This window comes from Nocardia cerradoensis NBRC 101014 (assembly GCF_000308535.1).
In the GTDB taxonomy this organism is placed as follows: domain Bacteria; phylum Actinomycetota; class Actinomycetes; order Mycobacteriales; family Mycobacteriaceae; genus Nocardia; species Nocardia cerradoensis.
The window spans coordinates 1-17,394 of sequence record NZ_BAFW01000102.1; the positions used below are offsets into that span (position 1 = coordinate 1).

16 protein-coding genes are annotated in these 17,394 nt (G+C 68.5%); 6 read left to right on the top strand and 10 right to left on the bottom strand.

From position 1 onward, the window contains the following. The 4 genes from ON23_RS11130 to ON23_RS35880 all read right to left on the bottom strand — a co-directional run. Window positions 1–671, bottom strand: a 671-nt coding sequence (locus ON23_RS11130) for an ABC transporter ATP-binding protein (protein WP_039778015.1), incomplete at its 3' end; no start/stop codon positions are given. Further along, window positions 668–1,744, bottom strand: coding sequence for an ABC transporter substrate-binding protein (locus ON23_RS11135; RefSeq protein ID WP_039778016.1), 1,077 nt, complete (start codon window positions 1,742–1,744; stop codon window positions 668–670). The genes ON23_RS11135 and ON23_RS11130, both read right to left, overlap by 4 nt. Before the next feature lie 356 nt (window positions 1,745–2,100). Then, window positions 2,101–2,871, bottom strand: coding sequence for an IclR family transcriptional regulator (locus ON23_RS11140; RefSeq protein WP_039778017.1), 771 nt, complete (start codon window positions 2,869–2,871; stop codon window positions 2,101–2,103). Between the two features lie 232 nt (window positions 2,872–3,103). Beyond that, on the bottom strand, window positions 3,104–3,535 hold the full coding sequence (locus ON23_RS35880) for a winged helix DNA-binding protein (RefSeq protein WP_157170205.1): 432 nt from the start codon (window positions 3,533–3,535) through the stop codon (window positions 3,104–3,106). A 121-nt stretch (window positions 3,536–3,656) separates the two neighbouring features. Here ON23_RS35880 and ON23_RS11150 point away from each other — a divergent pair, with 121 nt between their 5' ends. Continuing rightward, window positions 3,657–4,286, top strand: a complete 630-nt coding sequence (locus ON23_RS11150; RefSeq protein WP_039778018.1) for a TetR family transcriptional regulator — start codon at window positions 3,657–3,659, stop codon at window positions 4,284–4,286. Between the two features lie 31 nt (window positions 4,287–4,317). Here the strand turns inward: ON23_RS11150 and ON23_RS11155 are convergent, their stop codons facing one another. Next, window positions 4,318–4,974, bottom strand: coding sequence for a TVP38/TMEM64 family protein (locus ON23_RS11155; protein WP_051042401.1), 657 nt, complete (start codon window positions 4,972–4,974; stop codon window positions 4,318–4,320). Between the two features lie 299 nt (window positions 4,975–5,273). Here ON23_RS11155 and ON23_RS11160 point away from each other — a divergent pair, with 299 nt between their 5' ends. From ON23_RS11160 to meaB, 3 genes are read left to right on the top strand one after another with little or no spacing between them, the layout of a single operon-like run. Beyond that, window positions 5,274–7,133, top strand: a complete 1,860-nt coding sequence (locus ON23_RS11160) for a methylmalonyl-CoA mutase family protein (protein ID WP_083903842.1) — start codon at window positions 5,274–5,276, stop codon at window positions 7,131–7,133. Continuing rightward, window positions 7,133–9,394, top strand: a complete 2,262-nt coding sequence (gene scpA / locus ON23_RS11165) for a methylmalonyl-CoA mutase (RefSeq protein WP_039778019.1) — start codon at window positions 7,133–7,135, stop codon at window positions 9,392–9,394. Before ON23_RS11160 ends, scpA begins: the two co-directional genes overlap by 1 nt. Continuing rightward, complete coding sequence (gene meaB, locus ON23_RS11170; RefSeq protein ID WP_083903843.1) at window positions 9,391–10,536, top strand: methylmalonyl Co-A mutase-associated GTPase MeaB; 1,146 nt, start codon at window positions 9,391–9,393, stop codon at window positions 10,534–10,536. Before scpA ends, meaB begins: the two co-directional genes overlap by 4 nt. Before the next feature lie 37 nt (window positions 10,537–10,573). On the opposite strand, the gene ON23_RS11175 is transcribed toward meaB, so the two are convergent. Continuing rightward, a complete protein-coding gene (locus ON23_RS11175) occupies window positions 10,574–11,461 on the bottom strand; it encodes an amidohydrolase family protein (RefSeq protein ID WP_039778020.1) in 888 nt (295 codons plus the stop codon). Further along, entirely contained in the window at window positions 11,458–12,495 is a 1,038-nt protein-coding gene (locus tag ON23_RS11180; protein ID WP_039778042.1) for a nucleoside hydrolase, read from the bottom strand. The genes ON23_RS11175 and ON23_RS11180 overlap by 4 nt, the downstream gene beginning before the upstream one ends. A gap of 160 nt (window positions 12,496–12,655) precedes the next feature. On the opposite strand from ON23_RS11180, the gene ON23_RS11185 reads away from it, so the two are divergent. Next, complete coding sequence (locus tag ON23_RS11185; protein ID WP_039778021.1) at window positions 12,656–13,066, top strand: hypothetical protein; 411 nt, start codon at window positions 12,656–12,658, stop codon at window positions 13,064–13,066. Window positions 13,067–13,073: 7 nt separating this feature from the next. Here the strand turns inward: ON23_RS11185 and ON23_RS11190 are convergent, their stop codons facing one another. Then, window positions 13,074–14,318: an FAD-dependent monooxygenase gene (locus ON23_RS11190; RefSeq protein WP_039778022.1), complete on the bottom strand. Its 1,245-nt coding sequence runs from the start codon at window positions 14,316–14,318 to the stop codon at window positions 13,074–13,076. Between the two features lie 102 nt (window positions 14,319–14,420). Here ON23_RS11190 and ON23_RS11195 point away from each other — a divergent pair, with 102 nt between their 5' ends. Further along, window positions 14,421–14,993: a TetR/AcrR family transcriptional regulator gene (locus ON23_RS11195; protein ID WP_039778023.1), complete on the top strand. Its 573-nt coding sequence runs from the start codon at window positions 14,421–14,423 to the stop codon at window positions 14,991–14,993. 14 nt (window positions 14,994–15,007) lie between these two features. Here the strand turns inward: ON23_RS11195 and ON23_RS11200 are convergent, their stop codons facing one another. Together ON23_RS11200 and ON23_RS11205 are read right to left on the bottom strand one after the other, a co-directional pair. Further along, window positions 15,008–15,391, bottom strand: coding sequence for a DUF2784 domain-containing protein (locus ON23_RS11200; RefSeq protein WP_086006890.1), 384 nt, complete (start codon window positions 15,389–15,391; stop codon window positions 15,008–15,010). 479 nt (window positions 15,392–15,870) lie between these two features. Then, window positions 15,871–17,352 carry an SDR family NAD(P)-dependent oxidoreductase gene (locus ON23_RS11205; protein WP_051042403.1) on the bottom strand — a complete coding sequence of 494 codons (1,482 nt, stop codon included), beginning with the start codon at window positions 17,350–17,352 and terminating at the stop codon, window positions 15,871–15,873. Window positions 17,353–17,394: the final 42 nt, after the last annotated feature.

Below are 17,394 nucleotides of genomic sequence, written 5' to 3' on the forward strand. Positions count from 1 at the left end.
ACCGCCTTGACCCGTCCCGGCCGCGAGGTGAGCACGGCCACCCGCTGTCCCAGATAGACGGCTTCGTTGATGTCGTGGGTGATGAACAGGATGGTCTTGCCGGTGGTGCGCCAGATGCGCAGCAGCTCGTCCTGCAGCGATTCGCGGGTCTGGGCGTCGAGCGCGGCGAACGGCTCGTCCATCAGCAGCACCTCGGGATCGAAGGCGAGGCTGCGCGCGATGGCCACGCGCTGTTTCATGCCGCCGGACAACTCGTGCGGGTACCGGTCGCCGAAGCCGGTGAGGCCGACCAGCTCGAGATATTCCTCGGCGATCCGGCGGCGTTCGCGGCGGCGGACGCGCTTGGCCTCCAAGCCGAATTCGATATTGCCGCGCGCGGTGCGCCACGGCAGCAGCGCGTACTGCTGGAAAACGATCCCGCGGTCGAGTCCGGGACCGGTGACCGGGCGGCCGTCGAGCAGGATCTGGCCGTGGGTCGGCCGGGTCAGCCCGCCCAGCAGGTCCAGCAGGGTCGACTTACCCGAACCGCTGGGCCCGACCAGCACGAGGAATTCACCGTCGCGCACGTCCACCGTGATGTTCTCCAGCGCGGTGAACGGAGTTCCGGCGCCGCGCGACGGAAACTCCTTGCGCACCCCGTCGAGCGCGAGTTTGATTGCCGTGACACTCATTTGGCGGCCACCACCTCTCCGGTCGGCCCGCTCTCGGCGGGATATTTGCCGTTGGCGTAGGGGTTGAACTTGTTGGTGTACAGATCCTTGGCCGCGAGCTTCCCGGCCGGCAGCTCACCGTTGCGGACCAGCCAGTCGATCCAGATCTGCAGCTCTCGCTCCTGGATCACCGCGCCGGGCACCGGAATGCCGGACGACTTGTAGGAGTCGAGCAGTTTGGTGTTCTCGTTGCGGCCGCGCTTGTGGATGATGTCGGCCAGCCGTGCCACCGCCTGATCGTGCGGCGTGATCTGCAGCCACCGCGTCGCGCGGGCCGTGCCCTGGACGAAGTCGGCCACCGCGTCCTGATGATCGGCGATGTAGTCGTTGCGGAAAACATAGGTGCCGTAGTCGAATTCGCCGAACAGGCCCTTGTCGGTGTAGAGCGGGTGGATGGCGCCGTGCGCGAGCGCGATGTCCTGCAGCGGGCCTCCCAGGGCCGCCACGTCGATCTGCCCCTTGCGCAGCGCGTCCTCGGTATTGACCGGCGGCAGCACCACGAGCTGCACCTGTTTGATCTCGTCGTCGGTCAGACCCTGATCGTGCAACCACTGCCGGGTGATGAATTCGTGATGGGCGCCGAGAGTGTTGACGCCGACCTTCTTCCCGATCAGGTCCTTGGCGGTCTTGATGCCCGAATCGTCGCGGACGTAGTAGCCGGTGAAGCTCTGCCCGTCGGCGCCGTAGGAGCTGAGCACCGAGGTGACCGGTGCGCCGCCGGCGATGAGCTTGACGACCGCGCCGTTGAACGCGCTGCCGAATTCGATCTGCTTGGTGGTGGCGGCCTGGATATTGGCCGGGCCGCTGGTGGTATCGCCCACCCACTTCAGGTCGATCTTGGAGAAGTAGCCGAGGTCGGCGGCCAGTTCGTAGGGCGTGACCGTGCCGGCCTGGCCCTGGTAGCGAAGGATGGTCTTACCGTCGGCGGTGGTACCGGCGCCGGAACTCGAGCAGCCCGCGGCGAGCGCGGCGAGTACGGGCAGGGCGAGGACGGCGGCGAGGGCGCGCACCACCCGGGGTCGTCTGAACGACATGATCGGTTCTTTCACTGGATGCGTCTGCGGCCACGCGCACAACGGGTGCGGCGACCGGTAGATCGGCGAGACGAATTGCCTGGCAGGGCTTTCGGCGACGGCAGTGGCGCCCGGGCTCAGCCGCGACAGATCCCGTGCGGGACGCGCATGAGATCGACCGTGCGGCGGCGCGTCAAGAGTCGGGAGACGTTCATCGGGTGCCTTCTCGGAAAGTGCTCGGACCGGCGATGCGGATCACAGCAACCTGCGTTGATCACATGGTGCGGCTGTCCGTGCTGGTGAGCAACGGTGTTTTCACAGTGTGGAAATCAGCGTGAGGATAATTCCGCAGCCGAAATGCGGGGCGCGCGAACGGCTTACGAGGCGGTGTCCGCGGCGTCGGGTTCGGCGTGCAGCAGCGGGCCGATCCGGTTCGCGACATGGCGCATCGGGGGCAGGATCGAGCGCATCAGGTCGGCGTCGAGGCGTGCGGACCGGGCCTGCACACAGAGCGCACCGCGTACCTGCCGGCCGCGGCCGACGATCGGCACCGCGATCGAACGGATCGGGTCGTCGCTGTCGATCACCTCGACCGCGAATCCGGCGCGGCGCACCCGGTCGAGATCGGCCGACGCCGGCGGATCGGATTCGTGGCGGCCGGCGTAGGTCTCGATCAGGCGGTCGCCGGGAGAGAACGCCAGCAGCGCGTGCCCGGCCGCGCTGGATCGCAACGGGCGCCGTGGCCGCGGAATCTGATTGGGGCAGAACGAGACCGGCGGCCGCGCCTGGAAGACGGTCAGCGCGTCGCGCGAGTCGGGCACGCTGAGACTGACCGAAATGCGGATATTCGCCGCCAGCGCGTAGAGGTGCGGCGCCGCCGAATCGAGGCCGAGTCGCGTCAGTGCCGGACGTGCCAGCGACGCGAGCCCGTGCCCGATGCGATAGCGGTCGTTGGCATGGTCCTGTTCCAGCAGCCGCCCGCGGACCAGCGCCTGCAGCAGCCGATGTGTGGTGCTGACGGGCAGGCCCGTCTGCTGCGCCAGTTCGCTGACCGACAGCTCGGGGTCGTCGCCGTCGAAGCAGTTCAGGACCGCGATCGCACGATCGACGGCGCGTGCGCCCGAACGCGGTTCATCGGTGGCGGCCATACATCCTCCTGCCGGGACCGAAAGTGATACAGGCACTCTGGTCCGGACGGGGACGCGAGACAATGATTGCGCGCAGCGAGAGCCGATCACTTTTCAGCCCGCCCTGTTACGGCGGCCGATACGCCCGGCCGCCCATCATTACCGAGCGAGGATGAGCTTTATCTCGTTCCGGTACCGGAGGCGATGTACGCGGCGCAGGAATTCCTTTCCCGCGCCGCGGGTGTGGTCATCGTCAGCTTTCCAATTCGCGGGACAATCCGGCGGTGATCACGGTGAGAACGCGCCCCGCGACCGCGAGGTCGGTCGCCGGGACCGAACCGTAGACGCGGCCGAGCACCGCGCTCGTACGGGAGCGGATGTCCGCGACGAGGCGAGCGCCCGACTCGGTGACCGCGAGTTCACCACCCGGCGCCTCGCGCATCAGACCCTGTTCGGTGAGTCGCGTCGCGGCGGTCGCGACAACAGTGGGCGCCCAGGTCGTCTTCGCGGCGAGCGTGGCGAGATGCCGCTCCCGATCGACGGTGCCGCCGGCTGCCGCGGCCTGGCTGAGGGTGATCCACTGCGCCTCGTCGACGCCGGTACCGGTGAGGACTCGGTGCAGAAGCGCGTTGTGATGCTTTTCGGCCTGGCCGATGACCGACGGATCGAGGGTGACGGGGGACATGGCGGACTCCTGACTGCGGGATGGTGCGGCAATTCTGACACTGAGTTCCATACGAGCGCAAGTATCGTTCGAATCGCAGTTTCTTACGTGCCTCGGGCTCGGGTTCGGATAGCATCGCGGCATGTCCGATCCCCCATCCGACCGCACGCTGCCGCTGCGAGAGCGCAAACGGCTGCGTACCCGCCGCGCGCTGGCCGACGCCGCCCTGCGGCTGTTCACCGAACGCGGATTCGACGCGACGACACTCGACGAACTCGTGGACGAGGCCGAGGTATCGCGGAGCACCTTCTTTCGCACCTATCCGGCCAAGGAGGCGGCCGCGATCGAGGCGGAGGCCGAATTGTGGTCCGCATATCTCGCGGCGCTGGCGAATCGCCCGCTGACCGGAGTGGTGCTGGACGGTATGCGAGAGACGCTGACCGCGGCCGTCGCCGACCTGGAACCGGAGTGGGATCGCCGGTATGTCGCGACGCGCCGGCTCATCCGCACCACTCCGGCGCTCCTGGCGTACGTCGAGTACCACCGCCACGGCGTGAAGGCCGATGCGGTCACGATCCTCGCCGACCGCCTGGAACTGCCCGCGGACGATCTGCGCCTGCACGTCCTGGCCGAACTGGTGACCTCGGCGTGGAGTGTGGCCGGCCGGGAATGGGTCCGCGCCGACGGCCGGGGCGGCCGGGACGCGCTGACCGACAGAGTGCGCGAAGCCTTCGCGGCGGTTCCGGCCGGTCTGGCACTGCGCGCGCGCTGAGCGGCCGCGGTCCTCGCGCCGGCACCGCGCGTCAGTGCGGCGCCGGCTCCTCGGCCGCCTCGGTGGTGACCGCCGCGAATTGCTCTGCGCCCCAGCGGGCGTCGACGATCAGCCCGATCACGCCGATGGTGATGCAGACCCCCGACAGCGCCAGCAGGCCCGGGTTCGTCTTGCCGGTCAGCGCATCTCCGAGGACGACGACGCCGATGGTGCCGGGAATGATGCCCACGAAGGTGGCCAGCAGATACGGCATCATCCGCACCGAGGACAGTCCGGCGCAGTAATTGATCACCGAGAACGGCACCGGCGCGATGAGTCGCAGCGAGCCGACCGCCAGCCAGCCGCGCCGGGCCAGCCGCCGATCCACCGCCCGCACCGCCGGATGGGTCAACCGCGCGGCCACCTGGTCGCGGTCCAGCGCCCGGACCAGCAGCAGAGCCAGCACGGCGCTGACCGTCGTCGCGGCGACCGCGAGGGTGATGCCGAGAATCGGCCCGAACAACAGTCCGGCGCTCAGTGTGAACACGGTGCGCGGAAACGGCGCCACTGTCACGAGCGCGTGGACGAGGAAGAACAGGATCGGAAAGACCGGGCCGACCGAATCGGCCCAGTCCCGAATCTGTTGCGGGGCCGGATGCGGGGCCAGCAGCGCGACCGCGACCAGGGCGGTCGCGAGGATCGCCAGCATCACGACCCGTCGATTGCGCAGTAGTCGCAACGCCACATCCGTCGTCCTCGGCACCGCGACAGGTTACCGGTCGGTATGGCGAGGCTGTGCGAAGAGTATGCGAACACCGGGCTAGCATCGAATGAAGGTTGATGAATGATCGTTAACCGAACTGGTCGTCGACCTGCCGATATCGCACGCCCGCCGCAGTGTGAAGGGGTCACACAGGCGGTTGCGAAGGCGCTGCGAAGAGTTGGGTCCCAGCGTAGGTATCCGGTACGAGTGAAGTATCGGAGTCGAGTGGAAGAGGTACAGCAGCGATGCCGATTGGTTCAGATCCGGGTGCGGACACCGTGCCCGGATACGCCGCATGGCGCAAGGGTGTGGCCGGGGTACTGGCCAAATCCCGCAAGGTCGAGGCCTCCGAACTCGGTGACGAGCCGGAGCGCCTGCTCGAGGTCACCAATTACGACGGAGTGACCGTCGCGCCGCTGTACACCCGTCGCGACGAACTGCCCGAACAACCGCTGCCGGGACGATTCCCGTTCGTGCGCGGTAACGAGGGCACCCGGGACGTGCACCGCGGCTGGCATGTCAGTGCCCGCATCGGTGGAACCGATCCGGCCGCCGTCAACGAGGAGATCCTCGCCGCCCTGGAGAACGGCGTCAGCTCGGTCTGGCTCGGGGTGGGCGAGAACGGCGTCCCGGTGGCGGGACTGGCGGACGCGCTGCGCGGGCTGCTGTTCGAGCTGGCTCCGCTGAGCCTGCGGGCGGGTGCGGACACTCCGGCCGCCGCCGCGCAGGTGCTGGCCCTGCTCGCCGGCTACGAGGTGGCCGACCGCTCCGATATCCACGTCTTCCTCGGCGCGGCGCCGCTGACCAGCCGCTTCGCCGGAGTGGCCGACATCGACCTCGACGCCGCGGTCGAGCTGGCCCGCACCGCCGCCGGCCGTACCGAGACCGTCCGTGCGATCACCGTGTCCGGCACTGTCTTCCACAACGCCGGCGCGTCCGACGCCCAGGAGATCGGCGCGGCCGTCGCCGCGGGCCTGGACTACCTGCGCGCGCTCACCGACGCCGGCCTCGATATCGCCGACGCGCTGGATCAGGTGAGTTTCCAGCTGGCGGCGACCGACGATCAGTTCGAGACGATCGCGAAATTCCGTGCCGCCCGGCGGCTGTGGGCCCGGGTGGCGCACGAGGCCGGCGCGCCGGACTTCGGCAACGCCCCGCAACACGCCGTCACCTCGGAGGCGATGCTGAGCCAGCGCGACCCGTGGGTGAACATGCTGCGCACCACCCTGGCCGCGTTCGGCGCCGGCGTGGGCGGCGCGGACCTGGTCACCGTGCTGCCGTTCGACGCCGCCCTGCCGGCCGGGGAACTCGGTGTGTCGCAAGCGTTCTCGGAACGCATGGCACGCAACACCCAGCTGCTGCTGCTCGAGGAGTCACATCTCGGACATGTGCAGGACCCGGGCGCGGGTTCCTGGCACGTGGAAAGCCTCACCGCGGATGTGGCCGGTGCGGCGTGGGCGTTCATGCAGGAACTCGAACGCGCCGGCGGATATCTCGCCGCGCTGGAGTCCGGTCTGCTGGCCGAGCGTATCGCCGACACCCGGGCCCGCCGCGAATCCGATATCGCCCACCGCCGGACCGCGGTCACCGGTGTCAACGAATTCCCGAACCTCGCCGAGGAGCCGCTGTCCGAGGCCGCGCGTGAGACGAATGCGGTGGCCCGCTACGGCGCGGCCTTCGAGGCGCTGCGCAACCGGTCGGATGCCTACCTCGCCGCCCACGGCCGCCGGCCGCGCGCACTGCTGGTACCGCTGGGCCCGGTCGCCGAACACAACGTGCGCGTGACATTCGCCGCGAACGTGCTCGCCTCCGGCGGCATCGAGACGGTGAACCCGGGAGCGCTGGAGACGTCCGCGATCGGCTCGGCCGCCACCGAATCCGGAGCGACGATGGCGGTGCTGTGCGGCAGCGACGCCCGCTACGGCACCGAGGCCGCGCCCGCCGTGGCGCAGCTGCGCGACGCCGGTGTGACGACGGTACTGCTGGCCGGACCGGAGAAGGCGGTGGCCGAGGTGAGCGGCACACAGCGGCCGGACGGATTCCTCACGGCCCGCATGGACGCGGTGGCGACCCTGTCCGGCCTGCTGGAGAAGCTGGGAGCGTAATGACTACTCGAGATGTGAACCACGTGATCGGCAGCTTCGCCGAGGTACCGCTGGGTGAACCGGCCGTCGGGCGAAGCGGTGGCGGCGACGTCGAGGCGTTCGTCGCCGAATCGGCCGCCGCCAACGGCTATGCGCCCGAACAACTGGTCTGGGCCACCCCCGAAGGTATCGACGTCGCGCCGGTGTACACCAAGGCCGACCGCGATGCCGTTGTCGCCGAAGGCTATCCGCTCGACAGCGTGCCCGGTGTGGCGCCGTTCGTGCGCGGCCCGTACCCGACCATGTACGTGAATCAGCCGTGGACCATCCGCCAGTACGCGGGGTTCTCCACCGCCGCCGATTCCAACGCCTTCTACCGGCGCAACCTGGCCGCGGGCCAGAAGGGGCTGTCGGTCGCCTTCGACCTGGCCACCCACCGCGGCTACGACTCCGATCATCCGCGCGTGACCGGTGACGTCGGTATGGCCGGTGTCGCCATCGACTCGATCCTGGACATGCGGGAACTGTTCGATCAGATTCCGCTGGACCAGGTGTCGGTCTCGATGACCATGAACGGCGCGGTGCTGCCGATCCTGGCGCTGTATGTCGTCGCCGCCGAAGAACAGGGCGTCAAGCCCGAACAGCTGGCCGGAACCATTCAGAACGACATTCTGAAGGAGTTCATGGTCCGCAACACCTACATCTATCCGCCCAAGCCCTCGATGCGGATCATCTCCGACATCTTCGCCTACACCTCCGCGAAGATGCCGAAGTTCAACTCGATCTCCATCTCCGGCTACCACATCCAGGAAGCCGGAGCCACCGCCGACTTGGAGCTGGCCTACACCCTGGCCGACGGTGTCGAATACATTCGCGCCGGTCTGGACGCGGGGATGGAGATCGACCAGTTCGCGCCGCGGCTGTCGTTCTTCTGGGCCATCGGCATGAACTTCTTCATGGAGGTCGCCAAGCTGCGCGCGGGCCGGCTGCTGTGGAGCGAGCTGGTGTCGAAGTTCGAACCCAAGAGCCAGAAGTCGCTGTCGCTGCGCACCCACTCGCAGACCTCGGGCTGGTCGCTGACCGCGCAGGACGTGTTCAACAACGTCGCGCGCACCTGTGTCGAGGCGATGGCCGCGACCCAGGGCCACACCCAGTCGCTGCACACCAACGCCCTCGACGAGGCGCTGGCACTGCCCACCGACTTCTCCGCACGCATCGCCCGTAACACCCAGCTGCTGCTGCAGCAGGAGTCGGGCACCACGCGCCCGATCGACCCGTGGGGCGGCTCCTACTACGTGGAGTGGCTGACCCACCAGCTGGCCGAGCGGGCGCGGGCCCACATCGCCGAGGTCGAGGCGCACGGCGGTATGGCGCAGGCGATTTCGGAGGGCATCCCGAAACTGCGCATCGAGGAGGCCGCGGCCCGCACCCAGGCACGCATCGACACCGGCGCGCAGCCGGTGATCGGCGTCAACAAGTACCAGGTGACCGAGGACCAGGAGATCGAGGTCCTCAAGGTCGAGAACTCGCGCGTGCGCGCCGAGCAGAACGAGAAGCTGCGCCGCCTGCGCGCCGAGCGCGACAGCGCCGAGGTCGAGCGGGCGCTGGCCGAATTGACCAGGGCCGCAGCATCTTCCGAAGGCGGGATGGCCAACAACCTGCTCGCCCTGGCCATCGACGCCGCCCGCGCCAAGGCCACCGTCGGCGAGATCTCCGACGCGCTGGAGAAGGTGTACGGTCGCCACCAGGCCGAGATCCGCACACTGTCGGGCGTCTACCGAGAGGAGGCCGGCAAGGTGACCAATATCAGCAGGGCCATCGAGCTGGTCGAGGAATTCGCCGAGGCGGAGGGGCGCCGCCCCCGCATCCTCGTCGCCAAGATGGGCCAGGACGGCCACGACCGCGGCCAGAAGGTGATCGCGACCGCCTTCGCCGATCTCGGCATGGACGTCGATGTGGGCCCGCTGTTCCAGACCCCGGAAGAGGTGGCCCAGCAGGCGGCCGACAACGATGTGCACATCGTCGGTGTCTCCTCGCTGGCGGCCGGTCACCTCACGCTGGTGCCCGCTCTGCGGCAGGCACTGGCCGATGTCGGACGCCCCGACATCATGGTCATCGTCGGCGGTGTGATCCCGCCCGGTGACTTCGACGAGTTGTATGCCGCCGGCGCCGCGGCGATCTTCCCGCCGGGCACCGTGATCGCCGACGCCGCGATCGGGCTGCTGCAGAAGCTGGCGGCCGAACTCGGCCACGAGATCGGCGGACAAGCCGAGGCGGAATGAGCGACGCCGACCGGAGCCCGGCGGGCGATGCGCCCGCCGGGGCCGGGCTGCCCGCCAACGCGGAGTTGCCCGGAACCCAGGCCCTGTCCACTGCCCGCGGCCTGCCCCCGGCGCTGCGCGTGGACGGACCGCAGTCGCAGGGCGGCGGACGACGCCGGACCATCGATGTGGCGGAGCTGGCGGGTGCGATCCGCGACAATCAGCGCGCCGCGCTCGCCCGCGCCATCACCCTGGTCGAATCCACCCGCGCCGATCACCGCGAGGCGGCGCAGCGCCTGCTGCTGGAGCTGACGGCCGAAGCCGGCGCCGCCGCGTCCAACCGCGTCGGCATCACCGGCGTTCCGGGCGTGGGCAAGTCGACATTCATCGACGCGCTCGGCATGTATCTGATCGGTCAGGGGCATCGGGTCGCGGTGCTGGCGGTGGACCCGTCCTCGACCCGCACCGGTGGCTCGATTCTCGGCGACAAGACCCGCATGGCGCGGCTGTCGGTCGAGCGTGAGGCGTTCATTCGCCCGTCGCCGACCGCGGGCACTCTGGGCGGTGTCGCCAAGGCGACCCGGGAAACCATCGTGCTGCTCGAGGCCGCCGGTTACGACGTGATCCTGGTCGAGACGGTGGGCGTCGGCCAGTCCGAGGTGACCGTCGCCAATATGGTCGACGTGTTCTGCTTCCTCACCCTGGCCCGCACCGGAGATCAGCTGCAGGGCATCAAGAAGGGCGTGCTGGAGCTGGCCGACCTTGTCGCGGTGAACAAGGCCGACGGCCGCCACGAAGTGGAGGCCCGGGCGGCCGCGCGCGAGCTACAGGGCGCGATGCGGCTGATCCATCCGCGCGAATCCCTGTGGCGCCCACCGGTTCTCACCATGAGCGGGCTGAACGGGACCGGCCTGGACACCTTCTGGGATACGGTCCTCGAACACCGGCGGGTGCTCACCGAGGCAGGGGAGTTCGCGGAGAAGCGCCGCCGCCAGCAGGTCGACTGGACCTGGACCATGGTGCACGATCAGCTGCTGCGCCGGCTGGCCGACAGTCCCGGCGTGAAAGCGATTCGCGCGCAGGTGGAAAAACAGATCCGCGACGGCTCGCTGACCCCGGCCCTGGCGGCCGAGGAACTGCTGCGCGCCTTCGACGAGAAATAGCGGCTGTCCGGGCGACGAGGATTCGTCCCCGGACAGCTCAGCTCATCCGGAACAGTCGCGCCGCATTGCCGTAGCAGACCGCACGCAACCAGTCCGCACCCAGATCGAGTCGTTCGAGCGCTTCCAGCGCGTGAACGTAGGAGTACGGGATGTTCGGGAAGTCGCTGCCGAACAGAATGCGCTCGCCCAGGTCGGCCAGGCGTGCGTACTCGGTGCGCGGGAACGGGTTTCGTTCCTCGATGAAATCGGTGAACGACATCGTCGTGTCGAGGTGCACGTTGTCGTAGCGCTCGGCGAGGTCGAGGAACGGCGAGTATTCCGGCACGCCCATGTGGGCGACGATCAGGGTCAGTCGCGGAAACCGCTGCAGCAGTGCCGCGATCGGCTCCGGCCCGGTGAAGGTCCCCGGCGCCGGGCCCGAACCGCAGTGGATCAGCACCGGAATCCCGGCCTCTGACAGCAGCCCCCACACCTCGGTCAGCAACGGATCGCCCGGATGGTAGTCACCGACCTGGATATGCGATTTGAAGATGCGCGCTCCGGATTCGACCGCCGCGCTCACATAGCTTCCGGCGCCGTGCTCGGGATAGAACGTGGCGGTATGCAAGCAGTCCGGCGTGCGCGCCGCGAAGTCGGCCGCCCATTCGTTCAGCCACGCCGCCATATCGGGCTTGTGTGGATACACCAGCGAGGTGAACGCCCGTACCCCGAAACCGCGCAGCGTATCCAGGCGCTGCTGCTCGTCGTCGCGATAGGCGATCGGCCACGGCCGCCCGATCAGCGGGCCCGCGGAATCGAAATACGCCCACACCTTGCGCAGCACCCGGTCCGGCATGAAATGGGTGTGCACGTCGATGATTCCGGGCAGCTCCGCCCGGCTCCGGAATCGCGCGACCGCCTCCCGGTCCCCGTCGTCGACCGTCACCGAACCTCCTGTGCCACCGGCGGATACAGCGTCGCCGCGAAATCACCGATCCGCGCGATCATCCGGTCGAAGAAGGCGGCCGGATCGGTGCCGACCGCGATGTCGGCATTGGGCATGCGGCCCCACATTCCCGCCCAATCGGCGACCGTGCTGCCGCGGGTGAGCGTGCCGGCCAGTTCGACGTCCACGGTGGCCGGGCGCAGCACCGCCAGGGTCGGTTCGAGCGCGACCGCCGCGGCGAACGGATCGTGCATATGCGCCAGGTACCCCTGGTCGTAGTGCTGATGGAACTCGAAGTAGAACCGGACCGCGTCGATCAGGAACCGCACGATCGGATTGGTGGCCTCGGACCGGAGGCCGGGCGGATCGCCGGGCGCCGGCATCGCGGCGCCGGCGCAGTGTGCCCGTTCGGCGATCCGTCGCAGATGTTCCGGGAACATCTCGATCGATTCGGTGATGTCGAGTGCGCAGACGATCGGTCGCCGATCCGGCGGCGCGGAGGAGAACGCGTCGAAGACCACTTTGGCGGCCTCCGGGTCGACATGCACATTCCACTCGTTGGTGGGGGTGGTGTTACCGGGATGCCGGAACGCGCCACCCATGATCACCAGCCGCCGAAGTAGCTGCGGCAGTTGAGGTTCCAGTTCCAGCGCCAAGGCGAGATTCGTCAACGGCCCGGTGCACAGACCCAGGACCGCGCCGGGATGCGCACGGACGGTGTCGACCCACAGCTGTGCCGCCGAACGATCCGAGAGCGGGCGCGGCGAAGGCGGCAGTTCGGCATAGCCGATCCCGTGCGGGCCGTGGGTGTCCTCGGTGGTCTGCAGCGGAACCGCCAGTGGCTGCGCCGCCCCGAGCGCCACCTCGATGGCCGGCGCCCGGCACAGGTCCAGCAGGGCCAGGTTGTTCGCCGCGACCTGCGCGGTGGGCACATTGCCTCCGGTCGAGGCGATTCCGGCGATCTGCAGCTGCGGATCCGCCAGCAGATACAGCAGTGCCAGCGCATCGTCGATTCCGGTGTCTACGTCCACCATGATCGTCTGCCGCACGCTGCGAGAGTAGCGGCCCTCCGACGGCTCGCCCCGTCCGGCCTGTCGGCGCGCGAAACGATGCGGTCGAGGGTAGTTTCGACATGTCATTTCTCGTGTGGTGGTCCGTGCGCGTTTCTCGCAGCGGCCTGGGGGTGTTTCGCCGGTGAGGTTCGCGGACCGTTTCAACAATGTCATCTCGCAGTGGGAGCAGGTGCACGGTACCCGGATGACCAATCGCGCGTTGGCTTTTCGCGTGACTCAGGCCGGGCATCCGGTGTCGGCGACCTATCTGTCGCAGCTGCGCTCGGGCAATCGGGACAACCCGTCGCAAGCGCTGGTCGAAACCGTGGCCAGGGTGCTGGCGGTGGAGTCGACCCGGTTCAACGACGGGGGGCCGGGCGATCCGGCCCCCGGGGACGACCTGGTGTCCTCGGCGCTGGACGATCCGGCGTTGCGGCGGCTGCTCACCACCGCGGCCGGACTGTCCGCCTCCTCGATCGAGCTGCTCTCGGATGTGGCGGCCAAACTGCGGCTCGCCGAGGGATTGGCGCCGGGCACGACGGCCCAGCTGTAACCCGCGCCTACCGGCCGCTCACGGCGGTGGAGGCCGCGTACGTGGGAAGTTCGTACTCGTCGGTCTTGCCGAAGAACAGCTTCATCATCACCGGCCGCATCGGCTTCGACATCATGATCCGGTTGGCGGTCCGGCGCAGCGATGTGCCGAAGTCGCTGGGGGACAGCATCATCTCGATGCCGCCGCCGGGAAGTTCCTTCGCCTTGTCGAGGAACGGCGTGACCTTCTCCTCGTAACGACGCAGCGCCGCCGCCACATCGCCGGGATCTGCCGCGAGCTCACCGGCGAGGATGTAGGCGCCGACGAGCGCCATGGCGGTGCCCATGCCGGTCATCGGGGAGCCGCAGTATCCGGCGTCGCCGACCAGGGTCACGCGCCCGGCCGCCAGGGTGGGCATGTCGATGCGCGCGAGTTCGTCGAAGTAGAAGTCGTCGGCCTCGGTCATGGCCGCCAGGATCGCGGGTGCGTGCCAGTGCGGCTGGGAGCCGATCTTCTCGTGGATCAGCCGCTGCTGAGCGGCGGTGTCGCGGCGCAGCGCCGGGTCGGGCTCGCCGAGCAGGGTCAGAATCGCCTTGGCGGTGGCGGGATCACGGTCGGGCCGCAAGCCGACCGCTGCGGACGGAACCAGCTGCATCGCGAACCAGCTGGGCGTGACCCCCTCCGGGGTGCGCATGGTGAAGAACGAGGCGTAGCCACCGAGGAACGTGCTGAACTGCTCCTCCGGGCCGAAGGCCAATCGTCGGGTCGCCGAGTGCACGCCGTCGGCGCCGACGACGAGATCGAAGCGCCCACTGCGTCCCGAGGCGAACTCCACCGCCACGCCGGTGTCGTCCTGGGTCAGCGATTCGATCCAGTCGCCGTAGCGGTAGTCCAGCTCGCCGCCGGCCGCGGCGACCGCGTCGAGCAGGATCTGGTTCAGGTCGCCCCGGGTGATCTCGATTTCGGCCACCGGGCCCTTGCCCTCGAAGTGTTCCATCGACATGTTCGCGTAGTTGCGGCCCTTGTGGTCGATGTAGGAGATGCCGAGTTCTTCGAGCTGGTACTCGGCGATGCCCGGCATCAGGCCCATGCGCTCGGCCACTTCCCGGCTGGGGCCCCGCAGATCGACCGCCTGTCCGCCCGGGCGGGGAGCGGTGGCGCGCTCGACGACGGTGACCGCGGCGCCGGCTCGAAGCAGTTGCAGCGCAACGGCATTGCCGGCGATGCCGCCGCCGGAGACCAGGATGTGCAGGGGGCGGGAGACGGTGTTCATGGTGGCGGTTCCTATCGGTTGGTCCGAACGTCTTAGACAAATGTGCCACATCGCTGGCACGTTTGTCTAGTACAAATGTCTGAGTCGTTGTAACCTGGGCTTATGGGTAATCGAGAGGATCTGTTGGCGGGGGCGAGGAAGGCGATTCTGGAGCGGGGTCTCGCCAAGGTGACCGCACGCGACATCGCCGGTGCGGCCGGGGTCAGCCTGGCTGCCATCGGCTATCACTTCGGCACGAAGGATCGGTTGGTCGCCGAGGCCATCGCGGAGGTGACCGGTGACGAGATCGGTCGCGGGATGGAAGACGCCATCCGCGACGCGGGGGAGGGGCGCACCCTGGCGCAATCGCTGGAGGCCACCTGGAACGGCATGATGGACGTCATCCAGAACCACCCGGACGAGTTGATTCTCAGCTTCGAGAACGGGGTGCGGGTGGCGCGCTCACCGGAATCTCAGGAGTACTTCTCCCACGCCACCGAAGAGGTCTACGCGGGGCTCGTCGAGCCGCTGCGTGAGGTGCATCCAGAACTCTCGGCAGGCGATGCCCGCGCGGTCGCCAAACTGTATTTCGCGCTGTTCCAAGGTATTGCGTTGCAGTGGCTGATCGCCCCCGCCAGTGATCAGCTGACCGGTGACGACGTCGTCCGCGCGGTACGGGCGATGAGCCGGGAATAGCCCGGGTGGGGACGCTATTCGGCGACCGCGTGAGGCGATCGGTACCGCCGGCGCCTGCCCAGCCGGACGAAGCCGATCCACGACACCATCACCAGCGCCACGACCAGGACACGCACCAGGTCCAAGGCGCTGCTCGGATACAGAACCCCGGTGATGTAGTGGGCGATGAAGCCGGTCGACGGTAGGCCGGCCTCGCCCCCGCGTTCCCTGGCCCACGTCTCCAGATAGGTCAGGGGACAGTCGACGCCGACGAGGACCGTGCTGAAACCCCAGGCCACTGCGGCGATATGGGTCCAGATCGTCCACCGCCACCGCCACGCGACGAATCCGCCGACGACGAGGTAGGCGATGAACAGGAAATGCACACCCGCGGTGACATCTGCCAGCAGCCGGTACATCACGTAATCCAGACTAAGGCGATCGGCGGCCCCGTGCGCGGATTTTCGTCGTCGGCCACGGAGTGCCTAGGGTGAACGTCTTTGCCTCCCATGACCTTCCGATCGCGAGCGGTGGTCCGGCAGTTGAAGATACCGATACGCACATATGCGCATCTAACAATTTAGTGACGGCATGGCTCGGTGCCGGCCGCCGGCAGGGGAGTCGCGCCATCAACCAGCCGGGACGCAAAATTCTGTACCCGGCGTCCACGCGGGGGAGTGGCGTAGCGGCCCGCTTGAGAGAAGATGCCAGCCATGCCTGTTGCCGAACTGAGGGATTCGAGTGTGCTTCGCGCGATCGGAAGCTGCATCGGACACGGACGGACGGTATTCAATACTGTTACGCAGATATGCGCATCTAAACATGTATTCCCTATTGGCGCGTGCTCGATCAACCCCAAACACACCCACTCAAAAGAAAGCCGCGACGCGGCTGGGCCTCACCAGTTGGACGGCTCGTAGTCCTTGAGGAAGCAGCCGAAGAGGTCGACGCCGTCTTCGCCCCGCACGATCGGGTCGTAGACGCGGGCGGCGCCGTCGACGAGGTCGAGGGGAGCGTGGAATCCCTCCTCGGCGAGGCGGATCTTGGTGTAGTGCGGGCGCTCGTCGGTGATCCAGCCGGTGTCGACGGCGGTCATGAGGATGCGGTCGGTCTCGAACATCTCTTGCGCGCTGGTGCGGGTGAGCATGTTGAGTGCGGCCTTGGCCATATTCGTGTGCGGATGGCCGGGGCCCTTGTAGCCGCGGCTGAAGACACCTTCCATGGCGGAGACGTTGACCACGTATTTGCGGCGGGCCGGTGATGCGGCGAGCGCGGGCCGCAGCCGGGAGATCAGCAGGAACGGCGCGGTCGAGTTGCACAGCTGCACTTCGAGCAGTTCGGTGGCGTCGACCTCGGCGACGGTCTGTACCCAGCTGTTGGTGTGGGCGAGATCGGGTACCAGCCCACCGGCGTCGATCGCCACGCCGCGCGAAATGCGTTCGGGGGTGGCGGATCCCGCGATCAGGGCGAGATCGGTGACGTCGGCGGCGGACAGGGTCGTCGGTACCGGCGCGGAGTGCAGGGAGGCGGTCAGCGCATTCGGGTGGGCTTGGGTGGTGTGACCGAAGGTGATGGTGTCGGGCAGTTCACCGGCGGGGAGCGGCGCGGATTCGGCCTCGACGAGCGCGGCGTAAGCGCCGGCCGAGCGGCGGACGGTCTGGGCCGCGTTGTTGATGATGATATCCAGGGGTCCCTGCGCGGCGACGTCGTCGGCGAGGGCGACGACCTGGGCCGGATCGCGCAGGTCGATGCCGACGATGCGCAGCCGGTGCAGCCATTCGGCGCTGTCGGGCTGGGCGGTGAAGCGGCGGATCGCGTCGTTGGGGAAGCGGGTGGTGACGGTGGTGTGGGCACCGTCGCGCAGCAGCCGCAGGGCGATGTACATGCCGATCTTCGCGCGGCCGCCGGTGAGCAGCGCGCGGCGGCCGGACAGATCGGTGCGGGCGTCGCGTTTGGCGTGGTTGCGGGCGGCGCAGTCGGGGCACAGCTGGTGGTAGAAGCGGTCGACGCGGGTGTAGCGCTGTTTGCAGATGTAACAGGGCCGGGCGCGCAGCAGGGTGCCGGCGGCGTCGCCGTCGACGGAGGTGGACAGCGGGATGCCGGCCGTCTCGTCGTCGATGCGGTGCGGGGAGCCGGTCGCGGTGGCGGCGACCACCGCCCGGTCGGCTTCGGCGACGGCGGCGCGGGCCTGATCGCGGCGGCGGCGCTTCAGTTTCTTGAACATGTGCCCGACCGCACGCTGCACCGCGACGGAGTCGGGATGATTGTCGTCGAGCAGTGCGGCCTGGTCGAGGACGCGCAGGCAGATCGCCAGCTCCTCGGCATCGATGGTGTCCGGCAGGGACGGGATGGGCGCGGTCGTCGTGGTGTGCTCAGCCATCGTGCTGCCGGATGATCCTTCGTCTGCGGGGGTGTGCCGCCG